At 39.8% G+C, this 22,250-nt stretch carries 20 protein-coding genes and 1 tRNA gene; 1 reads left to right on the top strand and 20 read right to left on the bottom strand.

Features of this window, described 5'->3' with window-relative positions; genetic code table 11:
* Positions 1 to 18: 18 nt before the first annotated feature.
* The 5 genes from hemB to hemA are packed head-to-tail and all read right to left on the bottom strand — an operon-like array spanning position 19 to position 4,925.
* Complete coding sequence (gene hemB, locus ABVF21_RS10950) at positions 19 to 996, bottom strand: porphobilinogen synthase (protein WP_303531993.1); 978 nt, start codon at positions 994 to 996, stop codon at positions 19 to 21.
* A gap of 12 nt (positions 997 to 1,008) precedes the next feature.
* Entirely contained in the window at positions 1,009 to 1,725 is a 717-nt protein-coding gene (locus tag ABVF21_RS10945) for a uroporphyrinogen-III synthase (RefSeq protein ID WP_303531996.1), read from the bottom strand.
* Positions 1,726 to 1,751: 26 nt separating this feature from the next.
* Positions 1,752 to 2,681: a hydroxymethylbilane synthase gene (gene hemC, locus ABVF21_RS10940; RefSeq protein WP_194219381.1), complete on the bottom strand. Its 930-nt coding sequence runs from the start codon at positions 2,679 to 2,681 to the stop codon at positions 1,752 to 1,754.
* A gap of 25 nt (positions 2,682 to 2,706) precedes the next feature.
* The gene (locus ABVF21_RS10935) at positions 2,707 to 3,534 is read right to left on the bottom strand and encodes a cytochrome c biogenesis protein (RefSeq protein ID WP_303531999.1); all 828 of its coding nucleotides are present in this window, start codon (positions 3,532 to 3,534) and stop codon (positions 2,707 to 2,709) included.
* A gap of 17 nt (positions 3,535 to 3,551) precedes the next feature.
* Positions 3,552 to 4,925: a glutamyl-tRNA reductase gene (hemA, locus tag ABVF21_RS10930; protein ID WP_303532002.1), complete on the bottom strand. Its 1,374-nt coding sequence runs from the start codon at positions 4,923 to 4,925 to the stop codon at positions 3,552 to 3,554.
* Positions 4,926 to 5,166: 241 nt separating this feature from the next.
* On the opposite strand from hemA, the gene ABVF21_RS10925 reads away from it, so the two are divergent.
* Positions 5,167 to 5,643: a LiaI-LiaF-like domain-containing protein gene (locus ABVF21_RS10925; RefSeq protein WP_303532005.1), complete on the top strand. Its 477-nt coding sequence runs from the start codon at positions 5,167 to 5,169 to the stop codon at positions 5,641 to 5,643.
* Positions 5,644 to 5,665: 22 nt separating this feature from the next.
* On the opposite strand, the gene ABVF21_RS10920 is transcribed toward ABVF21_RS10925, so the two are convergent.
* From ABVF21_RS10920 to racE, 15 genes are all read right to left on the bottom strand, one after another.
* Positions 5,666 to 6,406 (bottom strand): amino acid ABC transporter ATP-binding protein, encoded by a 741-nt coding sequence (locus tag ABVF21_RS10920; RefSeq protein ID WP_276511803.1) that lies wholly within the window; start codon positions 6,404 to 6,406, stop codon positions 5,666 to 5,668.
* A 21-nt stretch (positions 6,407 to 6,427) separates the two neighbouring features.
* Positions 6,428 to 7,087 carry an amino acid ABC transporter permease gene (locus ABVF21_RS10915; RefSeq protein WP_160918640.1) on the bottom strand — a complete coding sequence of 220 codons (660 nt, stop codon included), beginning with the start codon at positions 7,085 to 7,087 and terminating at the stop codon, positions 6,428 to 6,430.
* 79 nt (positions 7,088 to 7,166) lie between these two features.
* Complete coding sequence (locus tag ABVF21_RS10910; RefSeq protein ID WP_306558415.1) at positions 7,167 to 7,982, bottom strand: transporter substrate-binding domain-containing protein; 816 nt, start codon at positions 7,980 to 7,982, stop codon at positions 7,167 to 7,169.
* Between the two features lie 282 nt (positions 7,983 to 8,264).
* On the bottom strand, positions 8,265 to 8,846 hold the full coding sequence (yihA, locus tag ABVF21_RS10905; RefSeq protein ID WP_303532012.1) for a ribosome biogenesis GTP-binding protein YihA/YsxC: 582 nt from the start codon (positions 8,844 to 8,846) through the stop codon (positions 8,265 to 8,267).
* Positions 8,843 to 11,164: an endopeptidase La gene (gene lon, locus ABVF21_RS10900; protein ID WP_303532014.1), complete on the bottom strand. Its 2,322-nt coding sequence runs from the start codon at positions 11,162 to 11,164 to the stop codon at positions 8,843 to 8,845. Before lon ends, yihA begins: the two co-directional genes overlap by 4 nt.
* Positions 11,165 to 11,417: 253 nt before the next feature.
* Entirely contained in the window at positions 11,418 to 13,085 is a 1,668-nt protein-coding gene (gene lonB / locus ABVF21_RS10895) for an ATP-dependent protease LonB (RefSeq protein WP_371018207.1), read from the bottom strand.
* Between the two features lie 131 nt (positions 13,086 to 13,216).
* On the bottom strand, positions 13,217 to 14,491 hold the full coding sequence (clpX, locus tag ABVF21_RS10890) for an ATP-dependent protease ATP-binding subunit ClpX (RefSeq protein ID WP_194219374.1): 1,275 nt from the start codon (positions 14,489 to 14,491) through the stop codon (positions 13,217 to 13,219).
* A gap of 327 nt (positions 14,492 to 14,818) precedes the next feature.
* Entirely contained in the window at positions 14,819 to 16,111 is a 1,293-nt protein-coding gene (gene tig / locus ABVF21_RS10885; RefSeq protein ID WP_303532021.1) for a trigger factor, read from the bottom strand.
* Positions 16,112 to 16,370: 259 nt separating this feature from the next.
* Positions 16,371 to 17,399, bottom strand: a complete 1,029-nt coding sequence (locus ABVF21_RS10880; RefSeq protein WP_303532022.1) for a hypothetical protein — start codon at positions 17,397 to 17,399, stop codon at positions 16,371 to 16,373.
* Between the two features lie 412 nt (positions 17,400 to 17,811).
* Positions 17,812 to 17,888, bottom strand: a tRNA-Arg gene (locus ABVF21_RS10875).
* Positions 17,889 to 17,984: 96 nt separating this feature from the next.
* Positions 17,985 to 18,500, bottom strand: coding sequence for a metallophosphoesterase (locus ABVF21_RS10870; RefSeq protein ID WP_371018206.1), 516 nt, complete (start codon positions 18,498 to 18,500; stop codon positions 17,985 to 17,987).
* A gap of 108 nt (positions 18,501 to 18,608) precedes the next feature.
* Entirely contained in the window at positions 18,609 to 19,202 is a 594-nt protein-coding gene (locus ABVF21_RS10865; RefSeq protein ID WP_371018205.1) for an XTP/dITP diphosphatase, read from the bottom strand.
* Positions 19,195 to 19,953 (bottom strand): ribonuclease PH, encoded by a 759-nt coding sequence (rph, locus tag ABVF21_RS10860; protein ID WP_303532031.1) that lies wholly within the window; start codon positions 19,951 to 19,953, stop codon positions 19,195 to 19,197. Before rph ends, ABVF21_RS10865 begins: the two co-directional genes overlap by 8 nt.
* A gap of 202 nt (positions 19,954 to 20,155) precedes the next feature.
* Complete coding sequence (locus tag ABVF21_RS10855; protein WP_303532034.1) at positions 20,156 to 21,241, bottom strand: GerMN domain-containing protein; 1,086 nt, start codon at positions 21,239 to 21,241, stop codon at positions 20,156 to 20,158.
* Positions 21,242 to 21,452: 211 nt separating this feature from the next.
* A complete protein-coding gene (gene racE / locus ABVF21_RS10850; RefSeq protein WP_303532037.1) occupies positions 21,453 to 22,250 on the bottom strand; it encodes a glutamate racemase in 798 nt (265 codons plus the stop codon).

Raw genomic sequence — 22,250 nt, 5'->3', positions numbered from 1 at the left:
AACCCCTCTCTTTCAGTTCTATTGATCTAGCCAGCGAGCAGCATCTTTCGCAAAATATGTGATAATTAAATCTGCTCCTGCGCGCTTCATACTTGTTAATTTCTCAAGGACAACCTCTTCTTCATTTAGCCACCCGTTCTGACTCGCAGCCTTTATCATGGAATATTCCCCACTTACATTATAGGCAACCATCGGTAGAGGATAACGATCTTTGAGTTCACGAATGATATCAAGATAAGAAAGAGCCGGTTTAACCATTAAGAAATCTGCCCCTTCAGCGATATCGCTCTCTGCTTCTCGAATAGCTTCGAGTCGATTAGCTGGATCCATTTGATACGTTTTACGATCTCCGAACTGCGGAGTACTATGAGCCGCATCGCGGAAAGGACCATAGAAAGCAGATGAGAACTTCACAGCGTAGCTCATCACTGGGACGTCAACAAAGCCCGCTTCATCAAGACCTTGACGAATTGCCGCAACAAAACCATCCATCATGTTAGATGGGGCAATCATATCTGCTCCTGCTTTCGCTTGAGAAATCGCTGTTTTCGTAAGTAACTCTAGCGACTGGTCATTTTGTACATAACCATTCTCAATCACACCACAATGGCCATGATCCGTATATTGACAAAGACATGTATCTGCAATAACAGTTAATTCAGGAAACGCTTCTTTAATTTGTGCAATAGCTCTTTGCACGATGCCAGTATCACAGTATGCTTCTGATCCAACCGCATCCTTATGATTTGGGACACCAAACATCATAATTGACTTAATACCAAGGTCAACAACTTCCTGTACCTCTTCATTCAAACGGTCTAATGAATAGTGATAAACACCAGGCATAGAAGGAATTTCGCGTTTCACATTTTCTTCTTCAACTGCAAAGATGGGATAGATGAAATCCTCTTTATGTAAATAGGTTTCTCTCACGAGTGATCTCATTGATTCAGATCGTCTTAGACGACGATGACGATGAAAGTTTCCTGTTTCCATTATACTTTCCTCCTATTTTTCAAAGAAACGCTCAAGGCTATCAAGCATTCCTTCAATTGTATATTGATCAGGGACTACCTGAGGTACGATCCCATAAGACAGTAGCGTCTTTTCAGTAATAGGTCCAATTACCACTATTGTGATCCCTTTAAGCTTATCTTTCAAATTCTCGGCTTGGAGAAGTTGATTAAAATGGTGGACCGTTGACGAAGAAGTGAACGTAATGACATCACACTCTCCCTCTTCAATCACTCTTTTCAATGCCGCCCTGGACTCGTAAGGAATAACTGTGTCATAGATAGGTAAGTCAGTTACGTTAAATCCAAGATCCCTTAATTGCCCCGGTAATACTGCTCGACCAAGATTCCCTCTTGGTAATAATATCTTCTCATTTGGGTCAGCCTTACGAGACAAAGCGGCTACAAGCCCTTCTGCTATAAAATCCTTTGGCATAAGATTGATTTCAATCCCATATCGCTTTAGGGCCTTAGCTGTTTTACTTCCAACAGCGGCAACCTTTACACCTTTTGGAACCTTCGCTTGCTTCAAGAAAAACCGCACACCATTCGCACTTGTAAACACAATCCAGCTATATTCACTCAACGTGATCGAGTTCAACAGTTGATTCCGAGATTCGAATGAAATAAGAGGGATTTCAATAGAAATCCCCTCTTTTTCTTCAATTAATTTCGTAAATGATGTTGCCTGCTCCCGAGCTCTCGTGACCAATACACGCTTTCCTGAGAGCGGCGAGATCATTGGTCTAATTCTTCTTTCACACGGTCGAGGATATCCTTAGCTCCCTGTTCTTTCATTCTATTTGCAAGTGTGTTCCCTACCTGGATAGGATCATCACCAATTTCCATTTCCTTAATAATGATAGAACCATCAGGCTCTCCCACTAATCCAGTAACCGTAAGCGTCTCATCCTTAAGCGTCGCATGACCGGCAATCGGCACCTGACATCCACCTTCGAGAGTATGAAGAAAAGCTCGCTCCGCTAATACTGTTTTCGTCGTTTCATAATCACTGAATTGATTTAAAATAGCTCGTAGTTCATCATCACTTTCTCGACATTCAATCGATAAAGCGCCTTGTCCAACAGCCGGTACACACAAATCAGGATCAAGGTATTCTGTAACAATCTCCTTTGACCACCCCATGCGGTGTAGACCCGCTGCAGCTAGTACAATAGCATCATAATCTTCATCTGTAAGCTTACGTATACGCGTGTCAATATTTCCGCGAATCCACTTAATCTCCACATCCGGACGAATGGCTTTCAACTGTGCACCACGTCTCAAACTGCTAGTTCCGATTACGGCACCTTCTGGAAGCTCTCTGAACGTCTTCTTCGATTCAGAAATAATCACATCCCGATGATCTTCACGTTCAGGTATACACCCAATCATTAATCCTTCAGGTAAAATAGAAGGCATATCCTTCATACTATGAACCGCCATATCAATATCTCCTCTTAACATGGCGTCTTCAATTTCCTTCACAAATAGGCCTTTTCCCCCAACTTTTGAGAGAGTAACGTCAAGAATTTTATCACCACGAGTGACAATCTCTTTGATTTCAAAATCAACATCCGGATTTAATTCCTTTAGTTTACTGATCACCCATTTTGTTTGAGTGATCGCTAATTTACTTCTTCTTGAACCAACTACGATTTTACGCATCATTTATCCTCCATTCAGTGCTCCCTTATACATACCAGAAATGGAATTCTGAAAATGTTCCAGAAAGGAAGACATTAATTAAAACGATAAGAAACGCCGCTACGTTCCATAAAGCAAGGGATTTCCCTTCCATATCTCTAGCTACCTTTTGATATAAATACGTACTATATGCTCCAAGAACGATGAAAGAGATAATAACCTTTGCATCCAGTAAGCTGAATGTATCTACTTTCAAGATAGCCCATACAATTCCTAAAATCAGGCTCAGTAACAAAAGCGGCACACCTAGAACGCTACATAAATAAGACAATTTCTCAAGCTGTGACAAATCCCCAAATCTTCTCAGTCGTTTGCTCCACTTCTTACCTTTTAACATTTGATAGAGAGTTAAATACATAATTGAGAAAATAAAGGAAAGTGAAAATGCTCCATATGATAAGAAAGCCATCGTAATATGAATAATCGAAAGCTCAGACATAAGCTGTTCAGTGAGTAAACTCGATGCCTGCTCTCGAGTAGCAAATAAGTTGATGGCCATTATACTGAAACCGAGTACATTTGCAAAAAAGACAAAGAAGTCAACTCGAAAAAACCAATTAATTAAGAGTGATAGTGAGACAATCACCCACGCATAAAAAAATAACCCCTCAAAAGGTGTTAAAATCGGGAATCCGCCAATTTCAATAATCTGCGTTACAAGAAACGCACTTTGCAGGATCCAGACAATAGAAAGCAACCAGAAAGCAAACTGATTTACTTTCCGGTTGTTCTGCAAGAAATCAATAAAATACCCAAGCACACTAAGTGCATAAAGTAATATCGTTATATCATAAAGCCAGCTGGCGTTCGTCACAAATCATGTCTCCTCTCCTAGGAGCGCAACTGCGATACCTGTAATAAAGGGGAGTAGTCAACGGATTCATGCTGTCTTTTTTCTTCGTTTTCTTTCACTCTTTGCTTATGGAGTTCTCTCTCAATCTCTTCTTCAATCGCAAATATTTTAGTGAAGATCTCAAGCGACTCTTCTGCATTTGGCTCTGCAGCCATCTCCTTCACACGCACTATAGGATCACGTAGCAGCTGGTTCACTATGCTTTTGGTATGCTTACTCAATACTTTTCGTTCCCGATCTGTTAAATTCGGCAGTTTGCGTTCAATACTATTCATTGTTTCTGCTTGAATCGCAAGTGCTTTCGTACGTAATGCTGTAATCATCGGTACAACGCCAAGTGTATTGAGCCACTCTCTAAATTGAACAAGATCTTCTTCAATCATTAGTTCAATTTTCTCTGCTTCCTTTTTCCGCTCTGCAATGTTTGTTTCGACAATCCCTTCTAGATCGTCAATATCGTATAAGAAAACAGAGTCCATATTATTAAGTGATGGATCTAGATCTCTTGGAACAGCAATATCTACCATAAACAATGGACGACCTCTTCGCTTTTTAAGTAGAGGTTTGACATTTTGCTCGGTTAGAACATAACTTGTTGAGCCTGTTGAACTGATTAGAATGTCTGCATCAGCTAGCGCAGTTTCTACTTCATCCATAGAACGAGCCTGTCCTTTAAAACGAGAAGCAAGCTCTGTCGCTTTCTCAAGCGTTCGATTTACGACCGTAACTTGGTCTACACCGTTGCTTTGCAAATTCTTAGCAGTGAGTTCACCCATCTTGCCAGCGCCAAGAATGACAACGTGTTTATTTTGAAGTCCACCAAAAATCTTCTTGGCTAATTCGACTGCAGCATAGCTCACCGAAACGGCATTTTCTCCAATTTCAGTTTCGGAATGGGATCGTTTAGCAAGAGTAATCGCTTGTTTAAAAAGCTGGTTAAAAATTGTTCCTGTTGTCTCTGAATCCTGAGCAAGCAAGAAAGCATCACGAACTTGTCCAAGGATTTGCGTCTCCCCAATGACAAGCGAATCAAGTCCAGCCGCTACACGATAAAGATGTTCTGTTGCCGCATCGTTTTCGCGAATCACTAGATATGGTGAAAATTCTTCTTTCTCAATTCCAAACCATTCAGATAGAAAAGCTTTTGAATAATATCTCCCTGTATGAAGCTGATCAGCAACAACATATAACTCTGTACGGTTACATGTTGATAAGATCACCGCTTCTAGAATACTTTTAGAGTGACGCAACTTATCTAATGCTTCAGGCAATTCATTCTCCTGAAAGGAAAGTTTCTCTCGTATTTCAACAGGGGCTGTTTTGTGGTTCAACCCTACGACCAGGATGTGCATCGTTCCACCCCCAAAAAATTGTTAGCTAAAACTAATCTTTTGCTATCATACCGTCTCTAATTATTGTAACATGTGACAAAACTCACAGAGTTATGAAATGTGAACAGACTATGAAAGCAATTATGATATGATGAAGAAAGTATTATCTCTGCATATTATTAGTAGTCATACAACTATTAATGTACCAGAAAATCAATTGTATAGCAAAAAATGCGTATTTCTGACAATAGGAGGATTTTCATTGAAACGTCAAAGTATTTTTCCAGGTGTTTTATTTATCGGAATCGGCCTTTATTATCTCTCACAAACGTTAAACCTGCCTTTTGCTGAGCAACTAATGAATTGGCAAGTAATCCTAATCGTTATCGGTGTAGCGATGATGATTCAAGGCTTCATTGCGAGAGAAGGAAACATGCTTTTTCCTGGAGTACTCCTACTTGGCCTTGGTGTCCATTTCTACTTCGTCAATAAACTCGCTATTTGGCCAGACAGCTGGGGCATGTATACCCTTATATTAAGTGCTGCCTATCTCGTTACATATTATAAGACCAAGAAAACTGGCCTCATTCCAGGTTTAATTCTACTTGCTATATCCATTATCGAACTTCTATACACCGGGTTAGAAATTTGGCTTTCGACTACTTTTTCTTTCGTAGGAAAATTCTGGCCCCTTGCTTTAATTGCAATCGGTATCTATCTTGTAACGAAAAAAAAGTAAGGAGCTGCAGCTCCTTACTTTTTTATAGAATTGAACTTAAAAAGTCTTGTGTTCTCTGTTCTTTTGGATCGTTGAACAGTTCGTTCGGGTGACCCTTCTCCACAATTTTACCGTCGTGCATGTATACGACCCAGTCTCCAACTTCGCGCGCAAAGCCCATTTCATGTGTGACCACTACCATGGTCATTCCTTCTTTCGCTAATTCTTTCATAGTTGAAAGAACTTCTCCTACAAGTTCAGGATCAAGCGCAGAAGTCGGCTCGTCAAAAAGCATAATGTCTGGCTTCATCGCAAGTGAACGTGCTATTGCAACTCGCTGCTTTTGCCCACCTGAAAGTTTGTTCGGATACACATTTGCTTTATCAGCTAGCCCTACCTTCGCAAGGAGTTCTTTGCCTTCCTTCTCAGCCTCAGCACGTTTCAATTTCTTAACCATTAACGGTGCTTCGATCACGTTTTCTAGAACGGATTTATGTGGGAATAAGTTGAAATGTTGAAACACCATTCCAACCCGCTGCCTTACTTTATTTAGATCATTTCTTTTAGGATCGATTGTTTCACCCTCAATGATTACATTCCCACTATTCTTGATTTCAAGAAAATTCATACAGCGTAGCAAGGTGCTTTTACCTGAACCACTAGCTCCAATCAGAACAACAACGTCACTTTCATTAACTTCAAGATCAATATCCTTTAGGACATGGAGGTCACCAAAGGATTTATTCAATTTCTCTACTCGAATCATTTCAGCTTTTTCGGCCATTTCTAACACCTCTCCGGTTTCTTAATCACTAGCTGATAGTCGTTTCTCAAGAAGGTTAACTAAGAACGTAAAGATTAGAACCAACACAAGATAATATACAGCAACTATAAGTAAATACGTCATCTCATCAAACGTTCTTGCCCCCTGCGTAGTCGCAACGCTGAACAATTCTGGTAGAGCAATAAAGGCTGCTAGAGAGGAATCTTTCAATCCAATGATAAATTGGTTACCCAGTGGCGGAAGTGCTCGTCTGAATGCTTGCGGAAGGATAATCCGCCTCATAGCAAGAGTATGACTCATTCCAAGAGAGCGTCCTGCTTCCATCTGACCTTTGTCGATTGATTGAATCGAACCTCGAAAGATCTCTGCAATATAAGCCCCATTATGGAGAGCAAGTCCGATCGAAGCAGCCCAGAATTTCGGAATGTTGAATTCAGTTAAACCAAAATAGAAAATAAAGATTTGCACAATAAGTGGTGTACCTCGAATGACAGCGATGTACACATTCGCGATCCAATTAAGTATTTTTGATTGAGATATTTTAAAAAGTGCAAAAAACAGTCCAATAAAAACAGCTATTAAAACAGATACGAATGTAACTCGAATCGTTAGCCATAAACCTTCAAAGAAAACAGGGTAGCTTTCTAATAATGTTTCAAAAAAATGAGCAAAAGTTGGCAAGTGCGATCAGCTCCTTAGAATTCAGTAACGTAACAGGTTAAAAAAAAGAATGTGCGCACATCGCACACATTCCTTTTCCTTACTCACTGTCAGGACTCTGGGTGATGTCTACTCCGATGTATTCCTCACTTAGCTTTGTTAGTGTTCCATCTTCTTTTAACTCTTCTAAAGCTTTGTTAACGGCTTCAAGAAGATTTGAGTTCTCTTTCTTAATGGCAACAGCTTGTTCACTCGTACCAAGTTGCTCAACCTTCTCAATCTTGAAATCTTCTTCGATTGCTTGCTTGCCTGTAATGTCATCTGTAATAACTGCATCATGCTTTCCTTCACTTAATGCACGCAATGCAGTTTGATCACTATCGTAATTTGAAATCTTATCAGTGTACTCTTCCGCTGATTTTTCGTAAGTGGAACCTTTAGATACAGCGACATCTTTGCCACTTAGATCTTCTACACTCTTAATATCGCTTCCAGGCTGTACATAAAGTACAGGTCCCGAATAGTAATATGGTTCACTAAAATTAACTGCTTCTTTACGCTCATCCGTAATCGTATGACTAGCTACTGCCGCATCATAACGACCTGACTGAATGGCCGATACCATACCGCTAAATTTAAATTTCTCTACAGCGGGTTCAAGATCTAACTTTTCTGCGATGGCTTTCCCAACTGCTACGTCAAAGCCATCAAGATCTCCATTCTTATCTACTGTACTAAACGGTGGAAATTCACCCGAAACGACGTAGCTGAATTTACCGTCTTCTGTTAATTCTAGACCGTCGTCTCCTTCAGAACCAGATGATCCACTTTCTTCTTCGTTCCCTCCACAAGCGGCTAAAACAAGCACAAACAATAACATTATTGCGGTTAGAAAACTCCACTTTCTTTTCATCATCACGTGTCCCCCTTAAACGACTTTTCAAACATGCAGTTAGGATTATGTAAACTGCGATACTTTTATAATACCAATTTTTAGACATTTCTTTCAATTCTAACTTACGGCTTGTACACCTCCTAATTCCTCCTAAGAGTGGATATCAGAAAAACAGCCTCTATATCCTTCTGTTTCCTTCACTTTATTTCCATTCCCTTTCTATTTGAATTGAAAACCCTAAATTGCTAATTATCTGAAAAATAAACATAAAGAAAAACCCGATCTACTGACCGGGCTTGATAACTACAAATAAGATTTAATTGCACCCCATACATTTTCTTTACCTTGTCCAGTATGAGAAGAAAACGTGACGAGTTTGTCGGATGGTTCAATTTTCAGCGTCTGGTTAACGATTTTTAAATGTTTATCCCATTTTCCTTTAGGGATTTTATCCGATTTCGTCGCTACAACAATTACTGGTATTTCATAGTGCTTTAACCAGTCGTACATCACGACATCATCATTAGATGGAGAGTGACGTAAATCAACAATTTGAATGACCGCTTTAAGCTGATCTCGATCAGTTAAATAAGTCTCAATCATACGCCCCCAAGCATCTCTTTCTTTCTTGGATACTTTAGCAAAGCCATAACCAGGAACATCCACAAAATACAATAGCTCATTAATTAAATAAAAATTAAGCGTTTGGGTTTTTCCAGGTTTTTGTGATGTTCTAGCAAGATTCTTTCGATTAATTAGCGTGTTAATAAGAGAAGATTTCCCTACGTTAGATCGGCCAGCTAAGCCAATCTCAGGCAAACCATCTACAGGATATTGCTCTGGCTTAACAGCACTAATTATAAAATCTGATTTCGTTACTTTCATTTATTCTCCCCCACAAGTGCGGTTTTTAACACTTCATCCAAATGTGAGACCGGAAGGAATGTTAAATCTTTGCGAATGCTTTCTGGAATATCATCCAGATCTTTTTCATTTTCCTTTGGCATGATGATAGTGGTTAAACCAGCTCGATGCGCACTAAGCGATTTTTCTTTTAGTCCACCAATCGGCAGAACACGTCCACGTAACGTAATCTCACCGGTCATCCCTACATCTCTTCGTACAGCCTTGCCTGTTAATGCGGATACAAGAGCCGTGGCAATTGTAATCCCTGCTGATGGACCATCTTTTGGAGTAGCCCCTTCTGGTACGTGAATATGGATGTCGTTCGACTCATGGAACGACGGGTCAATGGAAAGCTCTTCTGACTTAGAGCGAATATAACTAAACGCAGCTTGAGCTGATTCTTTCATCACATCGCCAAGTTTCCCTGTTAATATGAGCTTACCTTTACCAGGTGATAGGGAAACTTCAATAGCAAGGGTGTCTCCACCAGCCGTCGTATAAGCTAGACCCGTGGCCGTTCCAATTTGATCTTCCTTCTCAGCTTCACCATAACGAAATTTCGGATGTCCAAGCAGCTCTTCAAGCATTGTTTCAGTAACAATAACGCGTTTTTTCTTACCTGAAACAATTAATTTCGTTGCTTTTCGACAAACCGTAGCAATTTGGCGCTCAAGATTACGAACACCAGCTTCTCTCGTATAGTGGCGCACAAGCTTATAAAGACTCTCTTCTCTGAGCTGAAGATTACCTTTTTTCAATCCGTGCTCTTCAAGCTGTCTTGGTACAAGATAATTCTTAGCAATATTCACTTTTTCAATTTCAGTGTACCCTGCAATTTGAATGACTTCCATACGATCAAGTAGTGGTTCCGGTATCGTTGCAAGATTATTCGCTGTTGTTACGAACATCACTTTCGACAGATCATACGGCTCTTCAATATAGTGATCACTAAATGTGTTGTTTTGTTGTGGATCAAGCACTTCCAATAAGGCAGATGATGGATCACCACGGAAGTCATTAGACATTTTATCGATTTCATCTAATAGAAAAACAGGGTTAACAGTGCCTGCTTTTTTCATCCCTCTGATGATTCGACCTGGCATAGCTCCAACATAGGTTCTACGATGACCTCGTATTTCAGCCTCGTCACGCACACCACCAAGAGAAATTCGCACAAACTCTCGTCCAATGGAACGAGCGACAGATCTTGCAAGTGATGTTTTCCCTACACCAGGAGGTCCAACAAGACAAAGAATTGGTCCTTTGAGCGATTTGGTGAGTTGCTGAACAGCAAGATATTCTAGCACACGTTCTTTTACTTTCTCAAGACCGTAATGATCTTCATCAAGAATCTTTTCTGCATGATTAATATCTAGGTTATCCGTCGTTTCTTTTGACCAAGGTACTTGAATTAACCAATCAATATAATTACGAATAACAGAACTTTCAGCTGAGCTTTGCGGAATTTTCTCATACCGATCAAGCTCTTTATACGCCATTTCTTGAACGGATTCGGGCATATCCGCTTCTTCAATTTTCTCTTTGAGTGTTGCGATCTCACCAGTTTTACCTTCTTTTTCACCCAGTTCGTTTTGAATCGCCTTCATTTGTTCGCGAAGATAATACTCTTTTTGTGTTTTCTCCATCGACCGTTTTACACGCTGACCAATTTTCTTTTCAAGATCGATTACATCTTTTTCATTTTGAAGAATTTCAATCAGCTTATTTAATCGTTCTTGTGAACTATAGGTTTCTAGAATTTCTTGCTTTTGGCGAATCTTTAATGAAAGATGAGAAGCAATAATATCAGCAAGCCGTCCGGGCTGCTCGATATCACTTACAGACGCAAATGTTTCGGCGGTCACTTTTTTAGAAACTTTAATGTATTGTTCAAATAAATCAAGAACTGTTCGCATTAATGCCTCTTCTTCAACATTCTTATCTGCGCTTTCATTAATTTGCTCTACTTCAACCTCATAAAACTCTTCTGTATCTTTAAATTCTACAATTTTTCCTCGTTGGAGCCCTTCAACAAGCACTCTTATTGTGCCATTTGGCAATTTCAGCATTTGCTTAACCGTTGCAAGTGTTCCAATCTCGTAGATATCTTTTACATCAGGTGTTTCAATTTCCACCTCTTTTTGTGTAGATAGAAAAATTTTCTGGTCATCCATCATAACCTTCTCAAGTGCTTGTACAGACTTCTCACGTCCTACATCAAGATGTAAAACCATTGATGGGTAAACAAGCAAACCTCTTAAAGGCAGCAATGGCAATGTTTTATGTTCATTCTTCAATCACGGCACCTCCAGACAACAAACTAAAAAACGTTATGATTCGCAATTATCCGAGCTTATTCTATTGATAAGTTGTACTTCATTGTATCCTAAGTTTCTTCTACTTGTCTAATCATCCCTGCTCAAACTCCAAAAAAACTTACTTATAATAGAAAAACGCGCCTGGCAGTCTTTTTTAGCTATGTTAGCTGATTTAATTTATTTCACGTTTTTTTTTGAGTTTTCTTCAATGCACAAAGAAAATCCCCGCCCCCTAACTTCCGGGCTGGGATTTTCCTATTACAATGGAAGGAAATTCTTGCGCTTTTTCAATCATAAAGGCTGCGTCAAATACTTCTGACAGATGTTTTACCGGAACTACAGTAATACCTTTGATGACTTTCAGCATATCTTCATTATTCTCATATGGGATGAGGACTAATTCAGCACCAGCATCCCGTGCAGCTGTTACTTTGGCAAAAACGCCCCCCACAGGTTTAACTAACCCATGAATGCTAATTTCACCAGTCATTGCAACTTTATGATTAACAGGACTTCCCTTAACAGCAGAGTATATACCTGTCGCAATAGCAACCCCTGCTGAGGGACCATCTACAGGAACACCTCCAGGAAAGTTAATATGTAGATGATAAGCCCCCACTGGTAGCCCCATCGATTTTAAGACGGTCATAACGTTTTCTACAGAAGATTTCGCAAGGCTCTTTCTTCGGATCGACTTTGACTGATTCCCGATGCTTTCTTCCTCAACAATACCTGTAATAGTAACAGAGCCTTCTTTTTCTAGTTTACCTTTAACGGCTGTCACTTCAATTTCAAGTAAAGCTCCCATGTTTGGTCCATAAACTGCTAGCCCATTAACAACACCTGTTGCTGGGGACAGAGGGATTTTTCTTTCTGGCCTTGGCGTAAGTCGACTCGCATGGATGACCCATTCCATATCTGCCGCAGTAATGCTTCCTCTATTTTCTGTAATTGCCAGTCCTGCCGCAATTTGCATTAAGTTAACCGCTTCACGACCATTTCTAGCATAGCGACTAACCCGCTCAATACCATCGTTATCGAGCGTAAGATTTAATTTCTTCGCTGCTCTAGTCGCTATACGGGCGATTTCTTCCTGGCTCAGCTCACGGAAATAAACTTCCATACATCTAGAACGAATGGCCGGCGGAATATCTTCTGGAGTTCTCGTAGTCGCTCCAATCATTCTAAAATCTGCTGGTAATCCATTTTGGAAAATATCGTGTATATGGTTAGGAATATTTGTATTTTCTTCATTATAATAAGCACTCTCAAGATACACTTTTCGATCCTCTAGAACTTTTAGCAGCTTGTTCATTTGAATGGGATGAAGCTCTCCAATTTCATCAATAAAGAGGATCCCTCCATGCGCATTCGTAACAGCTCCTTGCTTTGGCTGAGGAATGCCCGCCTGCCCCATAGCTCCCGCACCTTGATAAATAGGGTCGTGAACAGAACCAATTAAAGGGTCAGCAATCCCTCTTTCATCAAAGCGTGCCGTAGTAGCATCTAGTTCTACAAAAACGGCTGAATTTTTGAAAGGCGTTCCACGGTTTCGCTTAGCTTCCTCTAGAACGAGGCGGGCGGCCGCTGTCTTGCCTACCCCAGGCGGTCCATATATAATCACGTGCTGCGGATTAGGTCCACAGATGGCGGCTCTTAACGTACGAATCCCTTCTTCTTGACCAACAATCTCAGAAAATCCAGTTGGCCGAATACGTTCTGATAGCGGTTCGCTTAGCGAAATACTTCTTAATCGACGTAAATGCTCCATTTCTTTTCGCGATTCTTTATCTATTGAAACTTTCTGGGTTCGCTGATTCCGAAGCAAATTCCAGAAATACAATCCGATCACTATTCCAAAAAATAATTGTATCGCTAGTGCTATCCCTGTCCAATTCATACTCCTACCTCCTGAAGATTGATCAATAGAACTAGTATCTCCTGAGGTTTCGTTCCATAAACCGGCAATTCACAAATTGGATAGGGCAACTCACAAAAAAGCCAATCACCCGCAGGCGATTGGCTTTGAAATTATGCACTTTCTTTAGGCGATTTCTTATCTTCGTCGATAACAGAACCATCTTCAAGAATCAATTTAGGCGTAGTCTTCTCACTTACTGTAGAAGCTGACAGTACACACTTCTTAATCTCTTCACGAGCAGGAAGGTCATACATAACATCAAGCATAATTCCTTCAATAATCGATCGAAGTCCACGTGCACCAGTTTTTCTTTCAATTGCTTGTTTCGCAATTTCTACTAGTGCATCATCTTCAAACTCCAGTTCAACATCGTCAAGTTCAAGAAGTTTTTGATATTGCTTCACTAATGCATTCTTAGGTTTTGTAAGAATTTCTACTAGTGCTTCTTCATCTAGAGGCTCAAGGCTTCCAATAACCGGAAGACGGCCAATAAATTCAGGAATCAGTCCAAAACGAAGGAGGTCTTCAGGAAGAACCTTACCTAGGTATTCACCTGGTTTAAGATCTTCTTGTTTTGCTTCGCCACTAAATCCAATAATTTTCTTACCAAGACGACGCTTGATAATTTGTTCAATTCCATCAAACGCTCCCCCGCAAATGAAGAGGATGTTTGTTGTATCAATTTGAATAAATTCTTGATGAGGATGCTTACGTCCACCTTGTGGAGGCACACTAGCAGTTGTACCTTCAAGAATTTTGAGTAGCGCTTGCTGAACACCTTCACCAGAAACATCACGGGTAATAGAAGGATTCTCAGATTTGCGAGCTACCTTATCAATTTCATCAATGTAGATGATCCCTTTTTCAGCTTTTTCTACATCGTAATCTGCAGCTTGAATGAGTTTAAGAAGAATATTCTCAACATCTTCCCCAACATACCCAGCTTCAGTTAATGACGTAGCATCCGCAATAGCAAAAGGCACATTTAGAATTCTAGCTAGCGTTTGTGCGAGAAGTGTTTTACCGCTCCCTGTTGGTCCAATTAGTGCAATATTACTTTTCGCAAGCTCAACATCATCAGGTTTAGATGATGCATTAATACGCTTATAGTGATTATAAACGGCTACTGAAAGTGATTTTTTCGCCTTTTCCTGTCCAATGACATAGTCATCAAGAATTTGGCAAATTTCATGAGGCTTCGGTACTTCTTTGAAGTCCACCTCTTCTTCAGTTCCAAGTTCTTCTTCAACGATTTCAGTGCATAATTCAATACACTCATCACAGATATAAACACCTGGTCCTGCTACTAACTTACGGACTTGATCCTGCGTTTTACCACAGAAAGAACATTTAAGTTGTCCTTTTTCATCGTTAAATTTAAACATGAATTCACCCCTAACCTTTGATCTCGATGAAATCCGAGTAGGTCTATCTGCAAAGGAACTCCGTCAGTCCAATTGAACTTTAATTACTCATGAAGTAATCTTAACGGGCATCCACCACTGGTTTCTCATCCTATTTATGTAATGAAATTGTATCATATAACGCAAAAGGATACGAAATAAAACGACTCTTTAAAGCTTATTATGTATCAAGTTCTTTGTCTTACTACTATGTTTAGCAAATTTGTTTCATTTCATTACTATTTCTTTTTGTAAAAACAAGGCGCGATTAAGCGCCTTGTTTCAAATAAGCCAATCTACTAGCTTGTATTAAGCTTTTTTACTGTTGTCTACAAGAACATCGATTGCTTTACGGATGCGTAGGTCACCTTTGAGTGCATCAGTGCCACCCTGCATAGTAAGCATTGAACGAATTTGTTCTTCTTCCATGTTGTACATTGCAGCCATTTTAGAAAGTTCTTCATTCACTTCTTCTTCAGAAACTTCCACATTTTCAGCTTCAGCAATTGCTTCAAGAGTTAGGTTAGTACGCACGCGCTTTTCACCGTCTTCTTGCATTTGCTCACGAAGAGCTTTTTCATCCTGCCCAGAGAACTGGTAGTACATTTCAAGGTTCATACCTTGTTGTTGAAGACGCTGTTCAAATTCTTGAAGCATGCGGTCAACTTCTGCATCTACCATAGCGGATGGAAGGTCAATCTCGCTGTTTTCAGTAGCTTTTTCAATCAACGTGTCTTTCTTTTGAACATCAGCATCTTCTGCTTTTTGTTTCTCAAGATTTTCTTTCGTTGTTTTCTTAAGCTCATCAAGTGATTCTACTTCTTCGTTTACATCTTTAGCGAACTCATCATCAAGCTCAGGAAGTTCTTTACGCTTAATGTCGTGAATTTTAACTTTGAATGTTGCTTCTTGACCAGCAAGATTCTCAGCATGATACTCTTCAGGGAAAGTAACTGTTACTTCCTTCTCAGCACCAGCTTTCTCACCAATTAGTTGCTCTTCAAAGCCAGGAATGAAAGTGTTTGAACCAATTTCTAATGAATAGTTGTCGCCTTGTCCACCTTCAAATGGTTCTTCTCCAAGGAAGCCTTCGAAGTCGATTACTGCTGTATCGCCTTCTTGAAGTTCTCCATCTTCAACAACAACAAGCTCAGCTTGCTTTTCTTGAAGTGATTTAAGCTCTGCTTCCACTTCTTCATCTGTAACGCTTGTCTCTTGTTCTTCAACTTCAAGACCTTTGTATTCGCCAAGTTTAACTTCAGGCTTAACAGTTACTGTTGCTTTGAAGATCAAGTTTTGACCTTTTTCCATTTGCTCCACGTCTACTTCCGGACGATCAACTGGCTCGATACCAGATTCATCGATAGCTTCTGAATAAGCTTTAGGAAGAATAATATCAAGAGCATCTTGATAAAGAGATTCTACACCAAAACGCTTTTCGAAAAGAGAGCGTGGCATTTTACCTTTACGGAATCCAGGTACATTAACCTGTTTTACGACTTTTTTGAACGCTTCGTCCAGCGCACTATTAACCTCAGAAGCGTCTACTTCTACTGTAAGAACGCCCTGATTACCTTCAAGCTTTTCCCAATTTGCAGTCATTTACACATTACCTCCAACAATAAATATATTTCCACTAATCGAGCGTTTAAAAAAGATGACGCCTTTTGGAGTATAAAAGCGTCTGCTGTCTTTTAAACGGTCTCTTTTACTAGTAAATATGGGTTTGCAACCATTTTATTATAACATAGAACAGTTACTTTTCAACACATACGGTATGATTGTAAACCGCGTAACCATAGTACAGCTTACCTATGTTCCCGAATGATCGCAAGGCAAAACATTCTATTTCCATGTATTTCTACTCAAATGGGCGATAAAATGGCTGATTTTCGATGTTCATGATCCGATTTGCGGCCACCTCAAATTCAGAAGACCTAACTTCATAATAATCGCTAAGCTCCTCATTTAACAAGCCTTCACCATTCATTTCAGAAGCCACTTTATGAACAGCTGCCGCCCAAACAGCACTGTTCGATGGTTCGGCTTCAAATGGCGAAATGGCGAACAAATAATGCCACCAAATTTGCATACACATCTCAAAAAGAGCTGGATTTTTCTGTTCCACCACATGAGAAAGTTTCGATTTAACGCTTAAAGAAAAGTCCTGCAGAAAAATATCCTTCAATTCGGAAGGATTTACAGTAATTTCTCTTCCAAACTTATGTACGATAACTTCTTGATTCAACTCTTTTTCTCTTAACACCTGTAACACCAGGCTTTTAAGGAGGGGATCCTTATCTGTTGCATTTAAATATGTAAGATAAACTGGAATAGACTTTTTCTCATTAACAGCGCTCAGTTTCTGTATAGCCAACCACTGTTTTTCCGTCTTATCGCTTTCTAAATAAGCAATCAGCTTGTCTGCATCTTCCTCTTGGACAGTTTCAAACTCATCGTCAGAATCGATATCATAACTCGTCATTTGCCTGCTGAAATGCAATAGCTGATAGAGCGATTCCGCTATATTTGACGGAAGTTGATTTTCTTGCAATACCGCTTCGATCATCGTAACTACATTCTGATACTTTCCAAGCTGAACTAAAATTGATATGTATACTTGAAAAATGTCGTAATAGTCCCCGATACCCTGCTGCATCATTGTTTCACAGCGTTCAGATGCTTCTTTTAAATCGCCCATTTCAACCAGGCTTAGGACCATTCCAAAATTCCCTTGAGGATGATCTGGTTCGATTTCAAGTAGCTGACTAAAATGTTTATGTGCCTCTTTAATTTCTTTAGCTTTAAGTGCTGCCATTCCTTTTTCGACAAGTTTGCCTGCCACGTTTGGAAAATAAACTATTTTCCTCTCATGCTTTTCTTTATCCATGACGTAATCGCTCCACTCTCTTATATTCTCTATTAAAAGAGTTTACAGCAGGAAAGGCGCAGCTACGATTAGGTATCAGTTTATCAGTATCCACCTGTAAACTCAAGTTGAAGCACGTTACAGGTTCTATTCCCGCTTGCTTGTTATTTAACACGCTCTATTAGTAACGCACTACGATACGTGAATGTTCCCCTAAAAGCTAGTCACAGTACAGCACCGTTTCTGAACGTACTCATTAAAGTGTAAGCTATGTTAGGTTATATTGATGAAATGTCGTATTGGGCTCATTCAAGTGAAACCTTACTCTCACATGTTGAAAATAAGCCAAAAATCAACAACGTTCATCCACACAGCTCAAAATATAAAAAAAAAGCCATCTTATCACAATGATAAATGCCTTTACGATATAGTATGGTGTCCCAGGAGAGATTCGAACTCCCGACCCACAGCTTAGAAGGCTGTTGCTCTATCCTACTGAGCTACTGGGACATTGTTTAGTTTGTAGCGACATTTATTAATATAACGAATATCAAAAATAATGTCAATAGAAAAACAAGAAAAACACAGCCTTCGCTGTGTTTTTTCCTAAGTGAGAGAAAATATTTTTGAAAGATCTTCTACTATTTCCCCAGTTTCATCACGATACGTCACGCTAACATCATTTTCAGACCATTCTACAATCGCATAAGTTTGAATCGGCGGTTTTCTCGGAAGTTTGACACTACCAGGATTAAGAAACAGTGTTCCTTCCTCAAATACAGATAGGACCTCATGAGAATGACCAAAACAAACAAGATCCGCTTGTACTTCTTCAGCTTTATACTGCAATTTCATTAACGTCATTTTCGCATTATATAAATGTCCATGGGTCGTAAAAACAGTTTTGTCCCCTACTTTATCGACCGATTCATCTGGATAACGATGGTCATAATCACAGTTTCCACTCACTCTCACCTGAAAAGGTAGCATTTCAGATGCATCATAATCAAATTCTGAATCTCCACAGTGGATCATACATTCGACTTCATTTTGATGTCTCTCTACAAGATGCTGCAATTCTTCCTTAGAACTATGATTATCACTTACAACTAGAACTTTCATCTCACGTCACCTCTTCAATTTAGAGTCGAGTCATGAATGCTATGAATGTTAACTCAGGCAAAGAAGCCGTATATTCAACGAGTTCAAATCATTAGTTATCCATATGTTTTAAAATAAATTCTTAAATCCCTTTTCCAAACGATCAAGAGCTTGTCCTCTATGTGAGATAGCATTTTTTTCTTCAGGAGAAAGTTCAGCCATCGTTTTACCGTATGAAGGCAAGTAGAAAATCGGATCATATCCGAACCCGTAGTTTCCAGAACGTTCAAAAGCAATCGTCCCCTTGCATGAACCCGAAAAAATTTCCGTGTTTTGACCAGGGATGGCGACCGCTAGAATACATTGAAAAGAAGCTCCACGATCTTCTTCAGGTACATTCTTCATTTCTTCGAGAACTTTGTCCATGTTTGCTTCATCATTTTTATCGAGTCCTGCATATCTAGCCGAATAAACCCCGGGATCACCATCAAGTGCATCTATGACAAGCCCAGAATCATCCGCAATAACCGGTTGGTTTGTTAATTTCATAATGGCTTCGGCTTTTAGTACGGCATTCTCCGCAAAAGTATGACCAGTTTCTGCCACGTCAGGCGCTTCTTCGAGATCCAATAAAGAAATTACAGTAAGCTCTTCTGACTCGAACCTTCTCTTAAATTCTCTTACTTTACCTTCATTCTTTGTTGCAATAAGAAGTTTACGCATCCTCCGTAGAGTCCTCCTTTATTTTTGAAGCAAACTCACCGATCACCTCTGTTTGCTTCCGAATCAATTTCTCAACACCATCTTTACCTAGCGCAAGCATTTCATTTAATTGATTCATATTAAACGTTGCTTCTTCGCCTGTGCCCTGTAGTTCCACGAATTCTCCACTACCAGTCATAACAATATTCATATCCACATGAGCAGAGGAATCTTCCTTATAACAAAGGTCCAATAAAGCCGTTCCACCTTGATCAATTCCTACCGAAGTGGCTGCTAGAAAATCAGTTAATGGCATTTTCTTAATTTGTTTTCGACTCATACCTTTTTCTACAGCCAGTGCAAGTGCTACAAATGCGCCAGTAATAGAAGCAGTTCGAGTGCCGCCATCTGCCTGAATCACATCACAATCAATCCAAATTGTGCGTTCTCCAAGTGCTTCAAGGTCAACTACCGTCCGAAGGGCTCTTCCAATTAGACGCTGAATCTCCATTGTGCGACCAGCAACTTTTCCTTTACTTGATTCACGAATGTTTCTTTGTTCAGTGGCTCGTGGCAACATAGCATACTCAGCTGCAATCCACCCTTTCCCCTGTCCCCGCATAAAAGGTGGTACGCGATCCTCTATTGATGCAGAGCAAATCACTTTTGTATCTCCTACAGTAATTAATACAGAACCTTCCGGATGCTTTATATAATCTCTTTCAATATGTATCGCTCTAAGCTCATCTTCCTTACGTCCATCAATTCTCATACTCTTCCTCCTGTTCCCCATCTCTTTCATTACTAAATCATAACTATTTTAATAAAACTACCTTTAACCTTTTCAAGACTATGTTAATAAACGTTACTGATATTAGATAACCCATGAATCTAATCGTAATAAGCCTAACTAATCTTTATTTAAATAGAAAAAGAGGCAGTACACCTGCCTCTTAATCGTACCATATTCTATTTTAAAAACCCACTTTGTTAACGTCTTCTGGCCTTGAAACTGGTTCTGACAAAGCATTACCAGCTTCATCAATGACTTCTGGGTGACCATCAACAGTAATAGCTACTTCATTAATGCTTTCCTTCTCGGTTAACGAAAGAACCAGACTATTTATAATATCTTTCTGAATAACCATCTCTTCCGATCCAGTTAAGATCGCTTCATTAAAATCTAGCGTTAATAAGCCATCTTCCTCTTCAGCCTTCAATAATTTTACGTCTTTAGATAGTTGACTAAATAAGCCGGAATGAACTGCCGGTCCTTCCATTAGTCCTTTCAATACGCCTCGCACATCATCCGAGACGCCTTCCATGCGTTTCGTAACTGGGACGTAATATGCATAGTCTTCACTTTGAGCCATGAAATAGACGGTTACATCTTCACTATTGGAAACATCAACCACATTACCCATCTCATGGTTAATCCCATTTGCCCTGCTAACACTCTCTCCGATTGGCGTCCCATTCACAGGCATTTCCTGTTGATCATAGCCATTGATTTGAATTTTCACCTTCTCAATTCCGTCAAATTGAGTTAATGTCCAAGTGACAGCTTCAAGAATTTGTTTCTCATTTTCTGCAGCATAATCTTTAAACTCATTTGAGAAATCTACAACTACCGTTTCATCAACTTGATCAACGCCCTGGATAACAGTTCCAGCAGGCAACACAGCTTTAAAGCCGTTGGGAAGCATTTCTGTCACTGGACCATCAACAACAAGGTATTCTAACGCTTGTTTTGCAGCACCTTCTACGGCAGGAAGTTCAACGCTCTGTGGCACAACCATTCCATTGGCATCTAGTAAATAGAGCTGACGAGTCGTCATTCCAGTGGCTTCATCATCCGCCTCTTCACCCGTCGCTTCTTCTACTTCACCTTCTTTTGTAGCACCTGTCTCATTTTCCTCCATCTGTTCTCCATCTTTTACATAATCGACTTTAGGAGGATCGATTTCCTTTAATGATTTTTCAAAACCAAAACCGCAACCAGATATTGTTAATATACATGAAAGCAACAATAGCGCGAACCCAATTCCGCGTAAACGCATAGCTATCCCTCCCCGGATGGTTTGTACTACCATTTATACGAGTTATATTTCAATTTATACCTGAGTAATTTGAATAACTTGTTTTATCGATTATTAGGAGAGGTACGAGCTTCAAGAATTGGCTACGGTATTGAACCTTAGTGATTTCTAGAAATTTATTTTTGAAAAAATTATTTTTTGAGATAACTAAAAAACTCTAATCTTTGATAGATTAGAGCTCGATACGTTCAACATTAGCTACAGGATAATCCAGCCAATGGCTCGCAATCCTAGCGAAGTTGTCAATTGATCCAGTTGTAAGAAATGTATGCGATGGACGTTCATCACCTGTATATAAAAGTGAACTGTACTCTAGAATACCACTCACTTCATATGCTGTTTCATCGCCTGAACAAATAATGGCCGTATCGTCTCCCATGACTGATTGAATCACTGATTCTAATAATGGATAATGTGTACATCCTAATATCAGGGTATCGATTCCTTTATTCATCAATGGGGCAAGCGTGCTTCTGACAGTCTGATACGTTTCTTCACTGTTCAGATTTCCGGTTTCGACCAGCGGCACAAAGGGAGGGCACGCAAGACTTTCCACTTTAATATCATTATCAATAGCTTTAAGGGAGTACTCGTAAGCTCGACTTTTTACAGTACCAGTCGTTCCAATTACTCCAATATACTTATTCGTCGTTTCTTTCAAAGCACTTCTTGCTCCTGGGTGAATAACACCTCTTACGGGGATAGATAGTTCATCTTGAATCTCTTTAAGAACGACAGCCGTCGCAGTATTACAAGCAATAATGAGCATTTTAATATGGTATTGCTCTAATAGGTAATTCGTCATTTCCCAGGTGAACTGCCTCACCTCAGAAACCGTTCTAGGCCCATAAGGACATCTTGCTGTATCACCTAAATAAACAATTTCTTCTTTTGGTAGCTGTCGCATAATCTCTCTTGCTACCGTTAGTCCGCCAACACCTGAATCAATAACCCCGATTGGTTTCTTCAA

The organism is Pseudalkalibacillus sp. JSM 102089 (genome assembly GCF_041366475.1).
Lineage (GTDB): Bacteria > Bacillota > Bacilli > Bacillales > Guptibacillaceae > Guptibacillus > Guptibacillus hwajinpoensis_B.
The sequence above is the reverse complement of the archived record's forward strand: the minus strand, read 5'-3'. Positions and strand labels throughout refer to the sequence as shown.